The following is a 21,087-nucleotide window of genomic DNA, read 5'->3' as shown; positions in this document are numbered from 1 at the left end:
ATAATATGTGGAATGCCAGGCGAAATGGACGATGGTTCGGATGGGGATGTCTTTTCCTGTCCTGCAGTATACTGCTGTTCCGCAGTGCAGCGGTTCTCCGGAAAAATCATTTCTCAGAGGGGAAAGTTCTGCTGCAGCGGGCGGCAGCACAGGCGGAGCAGTTATCCGTGGATGTGATGATGCCGCTTCTTTTTTATGACGGAAAAGAGGACGGAAGGGGATGGATGGAAAATCTCCTCGCGGCAGTGCGGGATCAGATACCGGCGCTTCGGGAGGGAAGCACGGCAGAAAATAAGCTGTCTGCCGGGACAGAAGCAGCGGAAACGGATACGGCGAAGCAGGATTCGAATCCGGGACCGGGAGCAGAAAGAGGGCAGACAGAATCGAAGGAGCAGGGAACTGAGGAAGATCAAAAGGATGGAACTCAAAAAGATGAAACTCAAAAAGATGGAATGGAAATCACGGAGCCGGAGCAGACGGAAACAGGAATCACAGAACCGGCAGCCGGAGAGTCGGCATCAACGGCAGAACCCGAAGCGCCACAGTCTGTCCCGGAGGAGACCATCGAAACCGGCGGCGCACCGCGTGAGATTCTCTACCCGGAGGCCGACACGATTCAGGAGACAATTTCCCCTGACCTTCTTGCTGACCCGCAGGCGCTCCTGAACCGCTTCTTCGTTGTCGATCCCAACACTTCGGTCCTGCCGGGCGAGATCGACGGCAGCACCCTGCTCGGAAAAGACCTGACCCTGCCGGAAAATGCCGAAGGCCCGCAGATTCTGATCTATCATACCCATTCGCAGGAAACCTTCGCCGATTCCCGTCCGGGAGAAAGAGCGGACACGGTAATCGGCCTCGGTGATGATCTGCAGGAGCTTCTGGAAAAGCAGTACGGATACGAAGTGCTTCATATTACAGAGGCATTTGACATGAAAGAAGGCTGTCTCGAGCGGAGCCGCGCCTACAACTACGCGGAGCCGGTCATCGCAGCGGCGCTGGAAGAACACCCGTCCATTCAGGTCGTGATCGACCTGCACCGGGACGGGGTCAATGGTTCAAAACGTCTTGTGACAGAAATCAACGGAAAGCCGACCGCGCAGATCATGTTTTTCAACGGCCTTTCCCGCACGAAAGAAAGCGGCGAACTGACAAGCCTGCCCAATCCGTATCAGGCGGAAAACCTTGCATTTTCCTTTCAGATGGAGTATGAGGCAAAACAGTATTATCCCGGCTTTTCGCGCTGTATCTATTTAAAAGGCTACCGCTACAACCTCCATCTCCGCCCGAGATCTGTTCTTCTCGAGGTTGGTGCGCAGACGAATACGGTCGAGGAGGTGAAAAATGCAATGGGGCCGTTTGCGGATATCCTGCATAAGGTTCTGTCGGGCAAAAGTCCGGCATCAGGCGGATAAATTTATCTTGCTTTTTTGAGTGGAATTTCGTATCATACAAAATAGACATGAGATAAAATTGATATTTAACCCGTGAAAAAGCAGGAGGAAAAAACTTGTCAGGAATAGATCAGAGTAAAATTCGTAATTTTTGTATTATTGCCCATATCGACCATGGAAAATCAACCCTTGCGGACCGTATTATTCAGAAAACAGGCCTTTTGACCGAGCGTGAGATGCAGGATCAGGTGCTGGACAATATGGATCTGGAGCGTGAGCGCGGCATCACGATCAAGGCACAGGCGGTCCGTACCGTATACAAAGCGGCCGACGGCGAGGAGTACATTTTAAACATGATTGACACCCCGGGCCATGTTGACTTCAACTATGAGGTTTCCAGAAGCCTTGCCGCATGCGACGGCGCGCTGCTCGTTGTCGATGCATCGCAGGGTATCGAGGCGCAGACCCTTGCCAACGTCTATCTCGCCCTTGACCATGACCTGGATGTGTTCCCGGTCATCAACAAAGTAGACCTTCCAAGCGCCGAGCCGGACCGTGTAATTGCAGAGATCGAGGATGTCATCGGACTGGAAGCGCAGGATGCTCCGCGGATTTCCGCAAAAACCGGCCTGAACGTGGACGAGGTGCTCGAACAGATCGTACAGAAAATTCCGGCACCGGAAGGTGATCCGACGGAACCGTTAAAAGCACTGATTTTCGACTCTGTTTACGATGCATACCGCGGCGTCATCATTTCCTGCCGTGTAATGGAAGGAAGCGTGAAAAAAGGAACGAGAATCAGCATGATGGCGACAGGCGCTGTCGAGGAAGTTGTCGAGGTCGGCTACTTCGGCGCAGGCCGTCTGATCCCGTGCGACGAGCTCTCCGCCGGAATGGTAGGCTATATCACCGCCAGCATCAAAAACGTGCGCGACACCCGCGTGGGTGATACCGTGACCGATGCCGACCGTCCGTGTGCAGAAGCACTGCCGGGCTACAAAAAAGTCAACCCGATGGTATACTGCGGCATGTACCCGGCCGACGGCGCACAGTACGGCGATCTGCGCGACGCGCTGGAAAAACTGCAGTTAAACGATGCATCCCTCTTCTACGAGCCGGAGACATCGGCAGCACTGGGCTTTGGCTTCCGCTGCGGTTTCCTTGGACTGCTTCACCTGGAAATTATTCAGGAGCGCCTGGAGCGTGAGTACAATCTGGATCTCGTGACGACCGCACCGAGCGTTATCTATAAGGTTCACAAAACCGACGGAACCGTCATTGACCTGACCAACCCGTCGAATCTGCCGGACCCGTCCGAGATTGATTATATGGAAGAGCCGCTGGTAAAAGCAGAGATTATGGTGACGACCGACTACATCGGACCGATCATGGAGCTCTGCCAGCAGAGACGAGGCCAGTATCAGGGAATGGAATACATGGAGACGACGCGTGCGATGCTTCATTACCATCTCCCGCTGAATGAGATTATCTACGATTTCTTTGATGCCTTAAAATCCCGCTCCAAAGGTTATGCGTCATTCGACTACGAGCTGCTCGGCTATGAGAGAAGCGAGCTTGTAAAACTCGATATCCTCGTCAATAAAGAAGAAGTGGATGCGCTGTCCTTCATCGTATTCGAGGGATCTGCCTACGAGCGCGGAAGAAAGATGTGCGAGAAGCTCAAAGAAGAGATTCCGCGGCAGCTCTTCGAAATCCCGATCCAGGCGGCTGTCGGATCGAAGATTATCGCCAGAGAAACCGTCCGCGCGATGCGCAAAGACGTCCTTGCCAAGTGCTACGGCGGCGATATTTCCCGAAAGAAGAAGCTGCTGGAGAAGCAGAAGGAAGGTAAGAAGCGGATGCGCCAGGTAGGAAACGTGGAGATTCCGCAGAAAGCCTTTATGAGCGTGCTGAAACTGGATGAAAATTAAGAAATAAAAATGAGACCGGCCTGTCGGCGCCGCCTGCTGTTGCGGGAGCGCAGGGGCCGGTCTTTCGATCGTACGGAGGAAAAGCAGAATGAATAAAAAAAGAAAACCACTGGAACTCTATGTGCATATCCCGTTCTGCATCCGGAAATGCGCCTACTGTGATTTTGTCTCGGGACCGGGCACGAAAGCAATGCAGAAGGAGTATGAAGAGGCTCTGCTGGCAGAAATCGATGCAGCGGAAGAGACGGCAGAAAGTGAAGTGATTTCCGCCTTTTTCGGCGGCGGAACACCATCCGCAGTGGATGCCGGAATGCTCGCCCGTGTGATGGAAAAACTGCGGAGCAAGTACGTTTTTTCAGAGGATGCTGAGATTACGCTGGAGGCCAATCCGGGAACGCTGGATGCGGAAAAACTGAAATGTTACAGGAAGAGCGGCTTCAACCGGATCAGTATCGGCTGTCAGTCGGTTCACGATGAGGAGCTGAAACGGCTGGGAAGAATCCACACGTTTGCGGAATTTCAGGAGAGTTTTGCACTGGCACGGGATGCCGGGTTTGCGAATATCAACGTGGATCTGATGTCAGGTCTGCCAGAGCAGAGTGAAAAGAAATGGGAAGAGAGTCTTCGGACGATCGCGGAGCTTTCTCCGGAGCACATTTCCGCCTACAGCCTGATCGTGGAGCCGGGAACCCCGTTTGCGGAGCAGAAACTGGATCTGCCGGATGAGGACACAGAACGCGAAATGTATGCCAGAACGGCGGAAATCCTCGCAGAATACGGCTTTTTCCAGTATGAGATTTCCAATTATGCAAAGCCGGGCTTCGCATGCCGCCACAATATCGGCTACTGGAAAAGGACGGATTATCTGGGGTTCGGGCCTTCCGCGGCATCGTTATTCGGAAACCGCCGGTGGACGAACACGGCAGATCGATCTTTGTATCTGAAAGCGTGCGGAGCACTGGAAAAGATCCGTGAGGATGAGGAAATTCTTTCCCGGCAGGATGCCATGGAAGAATTTATGTTTCTCGGCCTTCGAATGACACAAGGGATCTCGACGGCGGAGTTTGAGGAGCAGTTTGGAAAGGAGATCCATGCCGTATACGGCGGGGTTCTGAAGAAATACGAAGCGGTGCATCTTTTACGGGAACACAGCGGGCGCCTGGCTCTGACACGCGATGGGATTTCCGTCAGCAATGTGATTCTGGCAGATTTTCTGCTGTAAAAAGATGATAAAGAAATAGAACAAATGTTTGCATAACGCACGGCGGTGTGCTATAATGGGAGAAAACGAGACAAGATTCCTGTCCCTGTCCGGACAGGATTCCAATTAATAAGAGGAACAGTTATGGCAGAGAAAAAAGAGTTTATCAGAATACGGGGAGCCAGGGAGAACAACCTGAAAGCACTGAATGTCGATATCCCCAGAAACCAGTTTGTTGTATTTACGGGCCTCAGCGGTTCAGGAAAGAGTTCGCTTGCGTTTGACACGATCTATGCGGAGGGCCAGCGGCGGTACATGGAGAGCCTTTCCTCCTACGCGCGCCAGTTCTTAGGACAGATGGAAAAACCGAATGTGGACAGCATCGAAGGCCTGCCGCCTGCTATTTCGATCGATCAGAAATCGACGAACCGGAACCCGCGTTCCACCGTCGGAACCGTGACGGAGATTTACGATTACTTCCGTCTTCTGTACGCGAGAATCGGTATTCCGCACTGCCCGAAGTGCGGAAAAGTCATCAGCCGCCAGTCGGTGGACCAGATGGTCGATCAGATCATGGCACTCCCGGAGCGGACGAAAATCCAGCTTCTCGCGCCGGTTGTGCGCGGCCGCAAGGGAAGACACGAAAAGGTGCTCGAACAGGCAAAACGCAGCGGCTATGTCCGCGTGATGATCGACGGCAGCCAGTATGAGCTGTCCGAGGAGATTACGCTGGATAAGAACCTGAAACACAACATTTCCATTATTGTGGACCGTCTTGTAGTCAAACCGGACATTGAAAAACGTCTGACGGATTCCGTCGAGAATGTACTGGATCTGGCGGACGGCCTTCTGGTGGTCGACACGATGGACGGAAATCAGCTCAACTTCAGCCAGAGCTTTTCCTGCCCGGACTGCGGCATCAGCATGGAGGAGATTGAGCCGAGAAGCTTTTCCTTCAACAACCCGTTCGGCGCCTGCCCGAGCTGTGCCGGCCTTGGCTACAAGATGGAGTTCGACGAGGATCTGATGATTCCGGACAAGACCGTATCCATCGCAGACGGAGCCATCACCGTGCTCGGCTGGCAGTCCTGCACGGACAAATCGAGCTATACGAGAGCCATTCTCGATGCGCTCGCAGAGGAGTACGATTTTTCCCTTTCCACTCCGTTCTGTGAATATCCGAAAAAAATCCACGATATCCTGATTTACGGAACGAACGGAAAATCCGTCAAGGTGCATTACCGCGGTCAGCGCGGCGTCGGTGTGTACGATGTGGCTTTTGAGGGGCTGATCAAAAATGTAGAGCGCCGCTACCGTGAGACCGGATCGGATTCTACAAAACAGGAATACGAAACCTTCATGCGTGTGACCCCGTGCCAGGCGTGCCATGGCCAGCGTCTGAAACCGACGTCGCTTGGTGTGACGGTCGGAGATAAAAATATTTTTGAAGTAACATCCCTTTCCATCGACAATCTGCAGAAGTTTATGCAGAACCTCGAACTCTCCGAACAGCAGCTGCTGATCGGAAAGCAGATTTTAAAAGAGATCCGTGCGCGTGTGAGCTTCCTTGCGGATGTCGGATTAAACTATCTGACCCTGGCGCGCGGAACGGCATCGCTGTCCGGCGGTGAGGCGCAGAGAATCCGTCTGGCAACGCAGATCGGCTCCGGCCTTGTCGGTGTCGCCTATATTCTCGACGAGCCGAGCATCGGTCTTCACCAGAGAGACAACGACAAACTTCTCGCGACGCTGAAACATCTGCGTGACCTCGGAAACAGCCTGATCGTCGTGGAGCACGACGAGGATACGATGCGCGCCGCTGACTGCGTTGTCGATATCGGCCCGGGAGCCGGTGAGCACGGCGGAGAGCTGGTGGCGATCGGAACAGCGGAAGATCTGATGAAAAATCCGAATTCCATCACCGGAAAATACTTAAGCGGAGAGCTGAAAATTCCGGTTCCGTCCGAGCGCAGAAAGCCGACGGGCTGGCTGAAGGTAGTCGGAGCAAAAGAGCACAATCTGAAAAATATCAACGTGAATTTCCCGCTTGGTGTCATGACCTGCGTGACCGGAGTCTCCGGATCGGGAAAGAGTTCCCTTGTCAATGAAATTCTGTACAAACGGCTGGCAAGAGATCTGAACCGTGCGCGGACGATTCCGGGTGCACACAAAGACATCATCGGTATGGAACAGCTCGATAAGGTCATCGACATCGACCAGTCCCCGATCGGAAGAACACCGCGTTCCAATCCGGCAACGTACACAGGTCTGTTCGATCAGATCCGCGACCTGTTTGCGGCAACGCAGGATGCCAAGGCGCGCGGCTACAAGAAGGGAAGATTCAGCTTTAATGTGAAGGGCGGCCGATGCGAGGCCTGCGGCGGCGACGGTATCCTGAAGATCGAAATGCACTTCCTGCCGGATGTCTATGTGCCATGTGAGGTCTGCCATGGAAAACGGTACAACCGTGAGACACTGGAAGTCAAATACAAAGGAAAGAGCATCTACGATGTGCTGAATATGACGGTCGAGGAGGCACTGGAATTCTTCAGGCCGGTACCGTCGATTTTCCGGAAATTACAGACCCTGTACGATGTCGGCCTTTCCTACATCCGCCTCGGCCAGCCGTCCACCACGCTGTCCGGCGGAGAAGCGCAGCGTATCAAGCTCGCAGCAGAGCTGAGCCGCCGCGGCACGGGAAAAACAATCTACATTCTCGACGAGCCGACGACGGGACTTCATTTTGCGGATGTCCACAAACTGGTGGAGATTCTGCACCGCCTGTCCGAGGGCGGAAATACCGTCGTTGTTATCGAACACAATCTGGATGTCATCAAGACGGCGGACTATATTATTGATATCGGACCGGAGGGCGGAGACGGCGGCGGAACCGTGATTGCGTGCGGAACGCCGGAGGAAGTGGCCAAGAGCCCGGTATCCTACACCGGAAAATATGTCGAAAAATATCTCTAAAAAATCCTTTCCATTTTAAAAGGGATTGTATATAATAAGAAGCGGGTTGGGTTCAGAACACATTCGATCCTTTTGTGTTTCGGGTGTTTTGAACCCGAACTTATTCTATACAAATTTCAAACAGATTAAAATAAAGAAAAATAAAAGAGAACAGGAAAGGGGATTACTATGGCTGCAACGACCGATATCGGAATTGATCTGGGGACGTCCAGCATCCTGGTCTATGCCAAGGGAAAAGGCATTGTATTAAAGGAGCCGTCCGTAGTTGCGTATGATAAAGATGCAGATAAAGTACGGGCAATTGGAGAAGAAGCGCGTCAGATGATTGGACGGACACCGGGCAATATTATGGCGGTCCGGCCCATGCGGCAGGGCGTGATCACGGACTTTCTGATCACCGAGCGCATGCTGCGCTACTTTATCCAGAAGGCAATGGGAAGAAGAGCATTCCGGAAACCGAGAATCAGCATCTGTGTGCCGTCCGGTGTGACGGAAGTAGAGCGGAAGGCTGTGGAGGAGGCAACGTACCAGGCGGGAGCCCGGGAAGTGCTGATCGTGCCGGAGCCGGTGGCAGCGGCAATCGGATCCGGAATTGACATTACGAAACCATGCGGAAATATGATCGTGGACATCGGCGGAGGCACGACGGATATCGCTGTGATCTCGCTTGCGGGAACCGTTGTTTCTAATTCGGTCAAGATTTCCAGTGAGACATTTGACCAGGATATCATCCGCTATGTACGGAAAACATACAACGTATTTATCGGAGAACAGACCGCAGAGGCAGTGAAAATCCGGATTGGTTCCGCTTATCCGCGGGCCGAGGAGAAAACGATGGAGATCAAGGGAAGAAACGTCATCACCGGACTTCCGGCGACGATTACGGTTTCCTCCGACGAAATCCGAGGTGCCCTTGTCCAGACGACAAACCAGATTGCGGACGCGATCTGTGCCGTGCTGGAAAAAACGCCGCCGGAACTGGCATCCGATGTTTCCGACCGCGGCATTATCCTGACCGGAGGCGGCAGTCTCCTTGCCGGAATGGACGAGCTGATCCAGGAGCGGACCGGCATCAATACCGTGACAGCAGAAAATCCGGCGAGCGTCGTTGCGCTTGGAACCGGCCAGTACCGCGAAGTGATGAATGAATTTGAAAGCCAATTTTGATAAAAGATGAGTGAAAAAGAAAAAGTAGAAGGCTACGTAGAACACATTATTTTCCGAAATGAGGAGAACGGCTATACCGTCCTGAATCTGAGCATGAAGGGGCGCGAGCTGACATGCGTCGGCACGCTTCCGATGATCGGAGAGGGCGAGCTGATCGAGGCTTCCGGAGATTATATTGAACATGCTGCCTATGGAAAGCAGTTCCGCATTGAATCCTATGAGACGAAAGTTCCACAGGATTCTGTTGCATTGGAGCGGTATCTCGGTTCCGGTGCGATCAAAGGAGTCGGTGCGGCGCTGGCGGCAAGAATTGTGCGCCGCTTTGGTGACGATACGCTTCGGATCATCGAGGAAGAGCCGGAGCGCCTCGCGGAGGTAAAGGGAATCAGCGAGCGGAAAGCGCGTGAAATTGCACAGCAGGTGGCAGAAAAAGCCGAAATGCAGAATGCGATGATTTTCCTCTCGGGATATGGCATTGCGCTGAATCTCGGTGCAAAGATTTATCAGCAGTACGGGGACAATGTGTACCGGATTTTAAAGGAAAACCCGTATAAAATGGCGGAAGATATCGCAGGCGTGGGATTTCGGACGGCGGATGAGATTGCCGGAAAAATCGGGATTGCCGTGGACAGCGAATTCCGCATCAAGAGCGGTCTTTCGTATGTGCTGAATCAGGCGACGGCAGAAGGCCATGTCTATCTGCCGGAACCGGTGCTGCTTCGGAGAGGGCAGGAACTTCTCGGCGTAGAACCGGAGCGGATGCAGAAATCTCTGCAGGATATGGCAATCGACAAAAAAGCGGTCATCCGCGAGCTCCCGGCCGAACGGGAAGGGGATGAGCCGCTGCGGATTGTGTACGCCAGCCAGTATTATTATCTGGAACTGAGTACGGCGCGCATGCTGCATGAGCTGAATATTACATGCGAGGAAGACCGTGAGGCAATCGAAAAGCGGATCGGAAAGATCGAGAAAAAATATCAGATCGAGCTGGATGAGATGCAGAAGACGGCAGTCGTTGAGGCGGCATACAGCGGTCTTATGATCCTGACCGGAGGTCCCGGAACCGGAAAAACGACGACCATCAATGCGATGATCCATTATTTTGAGGCAGAAGGCCTCGACATTTTCCTGGCAGCGCCGACCGGAAGAGCGGCGAAACGAATGACAGAGGCAACTGGCTGTGAGGCTTGCACGATCCATCGTCTTCTGGAACTGACGGGAAATGTGGATGACTCCTCGGCAAATGTGCATTTTGAGCGGAACGCAGATAATCCGCTCGACGCGGATGTCATCATCATTGATGAGATGTCGATGGTTGATATCCACCTGATGCATGCCCTTCTTTCCGCGATTGTGCCGGGAACAAGGCTGATCCTGGTGGGAGACCAGAACCAGCTTCCAAGTGTCGGCCCGGGCAGTGTCCTCCGGGATCTGATCCGTTCGGAATGCTTTCCGATTGTCTGCCTGACGCACATTTTCCGGCAGGCATCCCAGAGCGATATTGTTGTCAATGCACATAAGATCCATAATGGGGAAGAGGTTATACTGGACAATAAGAGCAAAGATTTCTTCTTTTTGAAACGGTACGATGTCAACGTGATCTGGAAAGTGCTGGTGACGCTGGTGTCCCAGAAACTGCCGCGTTATGTGGATGCCCGCCCGCAGGATATCCAGATTCTGACTCCGATGCGGAAAGGTGCACTCGGCGTGGAAAATCTGAATCAGATTCTGCAGAAATACCTGAACCCGCCCGCACCGGACAAAGCCGAGCGGGAAAATGGAGGTAATATCCTCCGCGAGGGCGACAAGGTCATGCAGATCCGCAACAATTACCAGATGGAGTGGGAAATCCGCGGCATCAACGGAATCGTGGCGGAGCGCGGTATGGGTGTATTCAACGGAGACCTCGGCATGATCCGGAGCATCAACCCGTATACCGAGGTGATCACCGTGGAGTTTGAGGAAGGAAAATTCGCAGACTATACGTTCAAACAGGCGGACGAGCTGGAGCTCGCCTACGCCACAACGATACATAAAGCGCAGGGAAGCGAGTACCCGGCGGTTGTGATTCCGCTGCTCGGCGGCCCGCGCATGCTGATGACGCGGAATCTTCTGTATACGGCCGTGACGAGAGCCAGAAAGTGCGTCACCATCGTCGGAAGTGATGTGACATTCCAGGCAATGATCGGAAATCATATCGAGGCGAACCGGTATACAACGCTCGCCAGAAGAATCCGGGAAATGCAGGAAGAAAACGCATAAACACGTTTTTCCGGGGCATGGATGCGGCTGCATCCGGCAGAGTGGATAAGGGAAAGCGCAGGTTACATGAAAGAAAAAAATAAAACAGGAAACTGGCTTTTAAACGCAGTTTATCCGAGACGATGTCCCATCTGTGACGGACTGCTGTCACGTGAGGAGCTGTATCTATGCCGGAATTGTGTGGAAAAGATCCATCCGATTCTGGGCGCGCGGTGCAAAAAATGCGGGAAACCCGTGGGCAGTGAGGAAGAGTTCTGCCGGGACTGCAGCAGAACGAGGCACAGCTTCGACCGCGGTTTTGCGCCGTACGGTTACCACGGGGAACTTGAGGCTTCCCTGATGCGGTTCAAATATCATGAACGGCAGGAATACGCCGGATTTTATGCTCACGCGGCGTTTTTCTATGTGGGAAAGCAGATCCAGAGAAGAAATCCGGAGGTGCTCGTTCCGGTGCCGCTTCATCCGGCGAGACAGCGGAAGCGCGGCTACAATCAGGCGGAGGTATTTGCAGAAAAGCTGGCAGAAGAAATGGAACTTCCCGTGAATGCCCGCCTGATCCGCCGTGTGAAAAAAACAAAACGCCAGAAAGAGCTTGGTCCCGCCGAGCGGCGGAAAAACCTGGAGGGAGCTTTTGCATTGGCAAAGCCGGGACAGATGAAATACTGCCGGATTCTTCTGGTAGATGACATTTACACAACGGGAAGCACGGTTGATGCCATTGCGTCACTGTTGAAAGTGAATGGAGCAGAACAGGTGGATTTTGTTTGTGCGGCAATTGTAAAATAGTGTGTGAATATTTTGAGAATAGCTTTCCAATATCGGAAACATATGGTAAAATAAACATAATTTAGAACGGGAAGAGGAGACCAAGAGGCATGTTGGACGAAAAAAGGATTCGTCAGATGACAAAACTGGCTTTTTCGAAAAAAAAGAAGAAAAAAATGCCTTACGAATCGGCCGCTATTTTCGGAGTGATTACATCGGAAAAGAGCTTCTGAAAAATTTTTTTCTGGCTTCCATCGGATACATTCTGGTACTTGCGGTTGCAGTCTTATATCATATTGAATGGTTGGTGGACGAGATAGACACAATCGACCTGCAGTTTGCAGCAGGGTGTCTGATCGCGTCCTATCTGTGTTTTCTGGCAGTCTATTCCATTGCCGTGTATGTGATCAGCACGATCCGTTACCAGGGAGCACAGAAAAAGCTGAAATGGTATGGAAAAGAGCTGGATGACCTGCAGAACATGTATGAGGAACAGGAAAAAAGCGGGAAGAAATCCGGGCGCAGGAGGAAGGAAACATGACAGTATTGATTGAACTGAAAGAAAAATTAAAAGAGTTTTACGGCTCCTGCAGCGGAATCGTACTTCCGATTGTGAAATTTCTGCTCGCTCTTGCTGTATTTCGTGGTATTAATTCCAATCTCGGCTATCTGAAGATGCTGGACAGCATGTATGTGGTATTGATTCTGTCACTGATCTGCGCTATCTTGCCATTGAATGGAATGGTTTTCCTTGCAATGCTGGTGATCATCGGCCACTGCTTTGCACTTCACATGGTAATCGCGGGTCTTGCGGCGCTGGTTCTGCTGGTGCTCTGGTTTCTATATCTTCGCTTTGTGCCGAAGGATGCGCCGGCACTCCTTTTGACACCGCTCGCATTCTGGCTTCACGTGCCATCTGCCGTTCCGGTTGCCTATGGTCTTGCCGGCACGCCGCTCTCTGCATTTTCAGCAGCCTGCGGTGTCGTTGTCTACTATATGTGCGACATGATTCACGGAAAAATGGAGCCGCTGCTTCATGCGGCGGAAGCACCGGAGATCACGGCAGTCGTACAGGAATTTTTCAACGGCCTCTTCCGCAATGAGGAAATGCTGCTGGTTCTGATCGCCTGCGCACTGACCGTACTTCTTGTCAATGCAATCCGCCACAGCAGTGCGGACTATGCATGGCAGATTTCCATTGTGGCAGGTTCGGTTGCCTATGCGGTTATTATGATTGCCGGAAGCCTGGCACTGGATGTACAGATTGCACTCCCGATGGTTCTGATCGGGGCGGCGGCCGGCTGTCTGGTTGGATTTGTTCTGGAGTTTTTCCTGTTCGGTGCAGACTACACCCGGACAGAATACCTGGAATATGATGACGACGATTATTATTACTACGTAAAAGCCGTTCCAAAATTAAATGTGACAAAGGCACAGCGCCGTGTGACTTATATTCGGAATGAAAAGAAAAAAGAACCGGATCTGACAGACGAGGAACTCGATGTTCTGGCAAATCTTGGACATACAGAAGAATCCGGGAACAGCAGGGATCTTGATGAGATCGAGGAAAAAGAAGAAATAGAAGAAATAAACGAAACAGAAGAAATTCAGGAAGAAGAAATTCCGCCGCTGGACGAGGGCGATTATCAGGATGTGGATTATAAGAGCATGCTGGAGGACACCTTAAAGGATCTTTAAAAGAATTTTGAAAATCAGAAGAAAACCGGCTGGGGGAAAAGAAAGGAAGTGACAGTGTGCGTGGCGTGTGGAACTGGATTGTCACAAGAACGGCAGACTACGGGCTGCCAAAACAAATTGAACTGATTGATATTGTGCAGATTCTGCTCATTGCATTTTTCGTCTATCACCTGATCCGCTGGCTGCAGAATACAAAGGCCTATACGCTGATGAAAGGTATTTTTCTGATTGGTGTCTTTGTCATCATTGCAAACGTGCTGAAAATGCAGACGATTCTGTGGCTGTTCGGAAACATCGGCGGGGCGGCGATCACAGCGGTTGTAATTATCTTTCAGCCGGAGCTTCGAAGAGTGGTCGAGCAGATTGGAGAAAAGAATCCGCTGTCTGCCATTTCTTTTGCGAGCGGCCAGGAGGAAAATGAACGGTTCAGTGACAAAACCATCAATGAACTGGTAAGGGCCAGTTTTGAAATGGGAGAAGTAAAGACCGGAGCGCTGATCGTCATCGAAAAGACCATCACCCTGGAGGAATATGAAAAGACCGGAATCCCGATTGACGGCGTTCTGACCAGCCAGCTGCTGATCAATATTTTCGAACACAATACGCCGCTGCACGACGGAGCCGTGATTGTACGGAACAACCGTGTCACGGCAGCAACATGTTACCTGCCGCTGTCCGACAACATGGATCTGAACAAGAATCTTGGAACACGCCACCGTGCAGGTGTCGGCATCAGTGAGGTGACGGATTCCTTTACGATTATTGTCTCCGAGGAAACCGGAAATGTGTCGTATGCTTCCGGCGGAGAACTCCACACGGCAGTAACACCGAGCGACCTTCGGGAGCAGCTTCACAAAATCCAGAAGCTCGCGAAAAAACCGGAAGAGAAGAAAGGATGGCATATCCGTGGAATGCGTCAGAAAGTGGAGGGAGAGAAGAAATGAAAAAGAAAATTCTGAAAAAGCTTCTGAACAATCTCCCTTTGAAAATTCTTTCTATCCTGATTGCCATTGTAATCTGGTACGTTGTGGTCAGTGTGAATGACCCGATTGTGAAAGAGCGCTTTGATGTCCCCGTGCAGGTGACCAATGAAGCCTACATCGCAGCCGGAAAGAAAACATACCAGATTGCGGAGGAATACCAGACGGTCACGGTTACTGTCACGGACAACAACTCGGTTGTCAGCCGGCTGAAGGCATCGGATATCACCGTCACGGCCGATCTGACCCAGATTGTGACGATGGATACAAACCCGGTTTATGTGCCGATCAAGGCAGCGTGCTCCATGGTAAAACAGGAAAAACTGAGCACAGTGACAGCAACGATCCCTGTGGAAATCGAGGATGTGGACAGCGAAAAATTCCCGATCACAATTGACGCAGGAAATACGAAACCGGCAAAAGATTACGAAGTGGGAACGATGACTTCCGATCCGGAGAGCATCACCATTTCCGGCCCGACGTCCCTGATCAATAAGATCAGCAGTGTGGTGGCAAAAGTAGATGTAACCAATATGCGGAATTCCGGAACCGTCACGGCGGATCTGATGATTATTGATAAAAACCAGGATGAGATGCCGGAATCCCAGATGGAATTTTTGAATTTCGACAGCGGCTCCCCGCAGGTGGATGTGGATATTGAACTGTGGCACCGTGTATCCGGTATTAAGCTGAGTGCACTGTACAGCGGAATTCCGGCAGACGGCTATCAGATTAAAAATATCTATACCACACCGGAGGAAATCACCGTTGCCGGATCCGAGGAGGCACTTGCAAAGCTGGCGGATGAAGGCAATACGATTGAAATTCCGGAAGACTATACCTCCGTTGCAGGACAGCGCTCCGATGTGGAGACGACGGTTGACTTAAGCGATGTTCTCGCCGATGTGACAGATCTGAAAGTATCTTCCAGTTCGTCTGCATCCGTTACCGTTCACGTAACGGTTATGCCGAATGAGAGCAGGGAATTTGAACTTGATGTCGATCAGATCGAGACGGGCAATCTTCAGTCCACTTATACCGTTCTGTATGATCAGACACAGCTTGCAATCCGCATTAAAGCATCGGACAAAAATCTGGCCAAATTAGATACTTCCCAGATCAACGCATCCATAGATCTGAATGGAATGGGTGTCGGGGATTACGAGGTACCGGTAAAAATCACACTGCCGGATGGCTATGAGCTCGTAGACAGTGTCAAGACAACGATTCATATCAAAGAAAAAGCAGTAGCAAATAAAACGACAGGAACAAATTAGGAGGGAAACCAATGGTAAGCGGAAAAGTGACCGTGAAAAATCCAACCGGCCTTCATCTTCGCCCGGCCGGAACCCTGTGCAAACAGGCAATGCAGTTTAAATCATCTATTACATTCCACTACGGAGATGGAAATACAGCAAATGCAAAGAGCGTCTTAAGCGTCCTTGGCGCATGCGTCAAATGCGGAGACGAAATTGAGCTGTTCTGCGAGGGAGAGGACGAGGAGGAAGCTCTGCAGTTCCTTGTCAATTCCATCCGGACGGGACTTGGGGAAGAACTGTAAGGAGAAAGAACAATGAAGAAATATGATTATGTTCTGGTTGGCGCCGGTCTGTATTCCGGAGTGATCGCTTATCTTGCCGGTCAGGCAGGGAAAAACTGTCTTGTACTGGAACGAAGAGATCATACAGGCGGAAATATTTACTGTGAAGAAATCGAGGGAATTCATGTACACAAGTATGGAGCGCATATTTTCCATACTTCGAATAAAGAGGTGTGGCAGTTTGTCAATTCGCTGGCAGAATTCAACCGTTATACAAACTCGCCGATTGCCAACTACAAAGGCGAAATTTATAATATGCCGTTCAATATGAATACCTTCAGTAAAATGTGGGGAATCCGCACACCGGAAGAGGCGAAAACAATCATCGAAGAGCAGAGAAAAGCTGTTCCGGGAGAGCCGAAAAATCTGGAAGAGCAGGCGATCAAACTGGTTGGAAAAGATATTTATGAAAAGCTGGTTAAGGGTTATACAGAAAAGCAGTGGGGAAGAGACTGCAGTGAGCTGCCGAGCTTTATCATCAAACGGCTTCCGGTGCGCTTTACGTATGACAACAACTATTTCAATGACCTTTATCAGGGAATTCCGATTGGCGGCTATAACGTTCTGACAGAGCGGCTTTTTGAAAAAGCGGATGTACAGACAGGTGTTGATTTTCTGGAAGATAAAGAAAAGTACCTGGCGATGGGTGAGACGGTGATTTACACCGGAGCGATTGATGCGTTTTACGATTATGCACTTGGCAAGCTGGAATACCGTACGGTGCGCTTTGAAACAGAAGTGCTGGATACCGACAATTATCAGGGCGTAGCTGTAGTAAACTACACCGATCGGGAGACACCGTATACGCGTGTGATCGAACACAAGCATTTCGAATTCGGAACCCAGAAAAAGACCGTCATTTCCAGAGAGTATTCCACCGACTGGAAAGAGGGGATGGAGCCGTACTACCCGGTGAATGATGCCAGAAACCAGGAACTTTATCAGAAATATGCCGCACTTGCGGAAAAAGAAGAGAAGATTATCTTTGGCGGAAGACTTGGAGAATACAAGTATTACGATATGGACAAAGTCATTGAGGCTGCACTGAACCAGTGGGAGAAAATGCAGCGGTAGGAAAAAGAACTGCAAACGGAAATCAATCAAAACGGACTGCACACTTGACAGCAGTCCGTTTTTTGACTATATTATAAACGATATCCGGCTGGAAAATACCGGAAAATAAGAAAATGAAAGAGGTCGTTATGAGAAAAGAATATGATGACGAGGATGAAATCCCGGAAAGACGCCATTCCTCAGGAAAGAAAAAGAAGAAATTCGGCTGGGTTAATGTGCTCACCATCCTTCTCGTAGTTGTACTGGTTGTGCTCGTCGGTGTCTATGCTGTAATCAATCACTATTACAGCAAGAGTAACTACGTAAGCGACGATAAAATCACGATCAATAAATCCACAGAGGTTGAGACCGAAAGTACCGGGTTGACTGATGAGGAGACGGATGCCCTGCAGTCTGAGATTTTAAATGAGACACAGGACATTGAACTTCCAAACAACAATAACGTGTACAACATTCTGCTGATCGGTGTTGACCGTCGTGACAAAACGTGGTATGGAAACTCCGATTCCATGATTCTGATGTCCATCAATAAAGATACAAAACAGATCCACATGACATCCTTTATGCGTGACCTGTATGCAAATATCCCGGATGTCGGTGTGAAAAAACTGAATGCAGCCTGCGCATATGGCGGCGGTCCGCTGGTTGTACGAACCATCGAGGACAACTACAAACTGCCGATTGACAATTATGCAAGTGTTGACTTCGATTCCATGATTGACATTATCGATGCCATCGGCGGAATCGAGCTTTCGCCGAGCGATGATGAAATCCGTGTAGCGAACCAATATGTTGATGAAATGTGCAGACTCCGTAATGTGGATGCTTCCGCCCACCAGTATACAGCAGGCGGAGAGCAGCATGTGGATGGCTATCAGGCAGTTGCATATGCAAGAATCCGTTACGTTGGAAATTCTGATTATCAGAGAACGGAGCGTCAGCGAGAGGTTTTAAGCAAGATGATGCAGAAAATGAAATCGTCAAGCGTAACAGAACTGAGTGCACTGGCGGATACCATTCTTCCAAGTGTTACCCATAACATTGATCAGTCTACATTGATGACATTGATCGGAGAGCTGCCGACAATTCTGTCCTACGAGATTGTACAGAGCCGTGTACCGTACGACGACTTGTACTCCAGCAAGGGTGAGATGCTTGTTCCGGACTTCGCAGCAACCATCTCGAGACTTCAGACAGAGATCTATGGATCTACCACGGTAAACGAATAAAAGAACAGTAAAAAGCCTTCTGTTTCCGGTCAGAAAACCGGGGTCAGGAGGTTTTTTCTGCCCGAAAAACAGGAAAAAACCATAAGAAATTTGTAAGGTATTTTACCGGCGGATAACTTGAAATAGATGGAAAAATGTAGTAAGCTATAAATTGTATAAGAGTAAAAAAATGGGAGGATGAATAAGAATGAAAAGAAAGTTTCTGGCCGCAGCCGTACTTGGCGTCATGGTAAGTGTTACACCAGCCGGTGCATATGCAGCTTCTACAGAAACCAGTCCATTACCGGTAAATTCGGAAAGTGATACTGTAGCTCAGGCCGAAGACGAAGAAACGACTCCGACTCCGGCGCCAACTGAGACCCCAGAGGTTACACCGAGTGAGACTCCGGCTCCAACCGAAGCACCGACCGCAACACCAACTGAGACCCCTTCCGAGACACCGACGCCGAGCGCAACTCCGGCTCCGGAAGTAAGTAATCTGAAGGAAGGCTGGAACAGCGTTGAAAAAGATGGAAAGAAACAGTTTCAGTACGGAGTTCTGGATGAGAATAATAAGGTGGTAGCTGCTACCGGACCAATAGAAATCGACGGCGTCGATTATGCGTTTGACGAAAATGGCTATATGCTGACCGGTGAAGTAGAGCTGACGGATGAAGATGGAAAAACCGGAATCTACTACTTTGAGACAGAAGGGGAAGATCCTGCAAAAGATGAACTTGGTTCGAGACAGCAGGGTATTTGTGAAGGAAAAGTATTTGCACCGGAACTGAAAAAAAATGAACTTGTTACCATCAAATTTGAGGATGGCAGTGTGGATGATTACTATGCCGATGAAGAAGGCTATGCAGTCTGGAGCACAACTCAGAAAGTAGGAGATGTAACATATCTGTTTGGCAATGATGGAACCCGCGTAAAAGAGGCAGGTTTCCAGACTGTTGTTGATGAAAACAATGTAACGCATACCTATTATCTGAATGCAGAAGACAGCACTGTATCTCTTGGAAATCACAATGCGTATCAGCAGGGAGATCGTACGGTAAGCTGGTTGACGGTTGGCTCTAACTGGTACTTAGTGGATGCGGAAACAGGGGAACTTCTTTCAGGATGGCAAAAGGTAGATACAGCAATCTACTATATGAAACCAGCTTCCTTTGATGCAAACGGAAATTTGAAAGATGGAAGTTTCGAGATGGAAACCGGTAATCAGAAAAATAAATCCGGCTGGGCACAGATTGATGGAAAATGGTACAGCTTCTGCAGCTGGGGCGGCGTACGGACAGGCTGGTTCAATTACGATGGAAATAAATATTATCTCCATGAAGACGGTCATATGGAAGACAACGCGCTGAATGTGAACGGAACCATGTATCTCTTCAAGAGCTGGGGCGGCATGTGTGTCAACGATGTTGGAAGCTATAATGGAAATTATTATTACGTTGGTGCTGACGGAGCCGTTTCGACGACAACAGGATGGAAAAAAATTAAAACCAGCACGCAGACAATCTGGTACTGGGCAACTGCAGACGGCGGAAAACTGCTGACGAATTCCTGGCTGGATTACAATGGAAACAGCTATTATCTGAAAGCCGATGGAAAAATGGCTTTTAATGAGTGGCTGGATAACACCTATTACTTCCGCAGCTGGGGTGCGGCCTACAAAAACGCATGGGCAAAAGTCAACAATGTATGGTATTATTTTGACGGAAATGGAAAGAAATATACCAGCGGCTGGCTGACCTACAAAGGAAATAAGTATTATCTGAAATCCGATGGAACCATGCTTGCCAATGAATGGCTCGATGGAAAATACTACTTCAAGAGCTGGGGTGGTATGTATAAAAACGAATGGGGCAAGTCCGGCGATACCTGGTACTGGTTTAATGCAGATGGAACCAAACGGACGCAAAAAGGCTGGTTCCTCTATGATAAAAATTATTATTATCTGGATAAAGATGGAAAAATGCTGACCGGCTGGGTTTACCATGACGGTAACTATTATTACATGAAGAGCTGGGGCGGCATGGCACATGACGAGTGGATTCTTCATGATAAGAACTGGTACTACTTCAAGAGCTGGGGCGGCATGTACCATGATCAGTGGCTGACACTGAACGGTTCTCAGTATTATTTCCGCAGCTGGGGCGGAAGATATCAGAACTGCACCGCTACGATCAATGGAAAACAGTACAAATTCGATGCTTCCGGACGCAGAATCACGGAAGGATGGGAGTACATCGGAAAATACCGCCGTTACCGCAAAGCAGACGGTTCTTTGATGGAGGATGTGACAAGCATCTTCAATCCGTCATCCAAATACATCACAGTAGACAGAACCCGCGGACGTGTCACCATTTACGGCTATAACAGTGCAACCGGTTCTTACGATACCCCGATCAAATCAATGATCTGCTCCGTAGGAAATCCAATCAGTTACACTGCAGCAGGAACATATAAAATCGGCTGGCAGTTGAAAAAGAAGCAAATGAGAGGTGAAGATTATGTGTGCTGGGCACCATATGTATCACAGATTTATGACGCTGTTTACTTCCATGGCGTAGCAAGCAGCACACCGGATCTGAATATGATCTCTGCCGTAGACTTCAATTCCCTGGGATCACCGATGTCACATGGTTGTGTCAGACTGACTGCAATCGATGCAAAATGGATTTATGATAACGTCAGCAGCGGAACAACGGTCCGCATTGGCGACAATCTGGATTATCCGCTGACAAACCCGACCCGTTATACCTGGACAGGCGGTGCTTTCGGAAGCGATCCGACATATCGATAAAAAATAGAACAGGAATACCTGTATG

General features: G+C 50.1%; 15 protein-coding genes. All 15 read left to right on the top strand.

Features of this window, described 5'->3' with window-relative positions:
* The first annotated feature begins 5 nt into the window (after positions 1-5).
* The 15 genes from DXA93_RS04985 to DXA93_RS04915 all read left to right on the top strand — a co-directional run bounded on the left by DXA93_RS04985 (position 6) and on the right by DXA93_RS04915 (position 21,062).
* Positions 6-1,412 carry a stage II sporulation protein P gene (locus tag DXA93_RS04985; RefSeq protein ID WP_226906319.1) on the top strand — a complete coding sequence of 469 codons (1,407 nt, stop codon included), beginning with the start codon at positions 6-8 and terminating at the stop codon, positions 1,410-1,412.
* Between the two features lie 95 nt (positions 1,413-1,507).
* On the top strand, positions 1,508-3,322 hold the full coding sequence (gene lepA / locus DXA93_RS04980; RefSeq protein WP_117813627.1) for a translation elongation factor 4: 1,815 nt from the start codon (positions 1,508-1,510) through the stop codon (positions 3,320-3,322).
* Between the two features lie 88 nt (positions 3,323-3,410).
* Positions 3,411-4,544, top strand: coding sequence for a radical SAM family heme chaperone HemW (gene hemW, locus DXA93_RS04975; RefSeq protein WP_117813629.1), 1,134 nt, complete (start codon positions 3,411-3,413; stop codon positions 4,542-4,544).
* A gap of 123 nt (positions 4,545-4,667) precedes the next feature.
* Positions 4,668-7,496, top strand: a complete 2,829-nt coding sequence (uvrA, locus tag DXA93_RS04970) for an excinuclease ABC subunit UvrA (RefSeq protein ID WP_117509506.1) — start codon at positions 4,668-4,670, stop codon at positions 7,494-7,496.
* Positions 7,497-7,664: 168 nt separating this feature from the next.
* Entirely contained in the window at positions 7,665-8,663 is a 999-nt protein-coding gene (locus DXA93_RS04965) for a rod shape-determining protein (RefSeq protein WP_117509505.1), read from the top strand.
* A gap of 6 nt (positions 8,664-8,669) precedes the next feature.
* Entirely contained in the window at positions 8,670-10,925 is a 2,256-nt protein-coding gene (gene recD2 / locus DXA93_RS04960; protein ID WP_055264890.1) for an SF1B family DNA helicase RecD2, read from the top strand.
* A gap of 66 nt (positions 10,926-10,991) precedes the next feature.
* Positions 10,992-11,711 (top strand): ComF family protein, encoded by a 720-nt coding sequence (locus DXA93_RS04955; RefSeq protein ID WP_070100796.1) that lies wholly within the window; start codon positions 10,992-10,994, stop codon positions 11,709-11,711.
* 286 nt (positions 11,712-11,997) lie between these two features.
* The gene (locus DXA93_RS04950; RefSeq protein ID WP_119188535.1) at positions 11,998-12,231 is read left to right on the top strand and encodes a hypothetical protein; all 234 of its coding nucleotides are present in this window, start codon (positions 11,998-12,000) and stop codon (positions 12,229-12,231) included.
* Complete coding sequence (locus DXA93_RS04945) at positions 12,228-13,388, top strand: hypothetical protein (protein WP_119207812.1); 1,161 nt, start codon at positions 12,228-12,230, stop codon at positions 13,386-13,388. The genes DXA93_RS04950 and DXA93_RS04945 overlap by 4 nt, the downstream gene beginning before the upstream one ends.
* A gap of 56 nt (positions 13,389-13,444) precedes the next feature.
* On the top strand, positions 13,445-14,332 hold the full coding sequence (cdaA, locus tag DXA93_RS04940; protein WP_330410111.1) for a diadenylate cyclase CdaA: 888 nt from the start codon (positions 13,445-13,447) through the stop codon (positions 14,330-14,332).
* Positions 14,329-15,645, top strand: coding sequence for a CdaR family protein (locus DXA93_RS04935; RefSeq protein ID WP_158565058.1), 1,317 nt, complete (start codon positions 14,329-14,331; stop codon positions 15,643-15,645). Before cdaA ends, DXA93_RS04935 begins: the two co-directional genes overlap by 4 nt.
* An 11-nt stretch (positions 15,646-15,656) precedes the next feature.
* On the top strand, positions 15,657-15,929 hold the full coding sequence (locus DXA93_RS04930; RefSeq protein WP_022462230.1) for an HPr family phosphocarrier protein: 273 nt from the start codon (positions 15,657-15,659) through the stop codon (positions 15,927-15,929).
* A gap of 12 nt (positions 15,930-15,941) precedes the next feature.
* On the top strand, positions 15,942-17,042 hold the full coding sequence (gene glf, locus DXA93_RS04925; RefSeq protein WP_119207811.1) for a UDP-galactopyranose mutase: 1,101 nt from the start codon (positions 15,942-15,944) through the stop codon (positions 17,040-17,042).
* 128 nt (positions 17,043-17,170) lie between these two features.
* Entirely contained in the window at positions 17,171-18,271 is a 1,101-nt protein-coding gene (locus DXA93_RS04920) for an LCP family protein (protein WP_158565815.1), read from the top strand.
* A 187-nt stretch (positions 18,272-18,458) separates the two neighbouring features.
* A complete protein-coding gene (locus DXA93_RS04915; protein ID WP_117509497.1) occupies positions 18,459-21,062 on the top strand; it encodes a L,D-transpeptidase family protein in 2,604 nt (867 codons plus the stop codon).
* Positions 21,063-21,087: the final 25 nt, after the last annotated feature.

The organism is Blautia sp. OF09-25XD, from assembly GCF_003482095.1.
Lineage (GTDB): Bacteria > Bacillota > Clostridia > Lachnospirales > Lachnospiraceae > Fusicatenibacter > Fusicatenibacter saccharivorans.
Note: the sequence above shows the minus strand (reverse complement) of the source record. Positions and strands in the feature narration are given on the sequence as shown.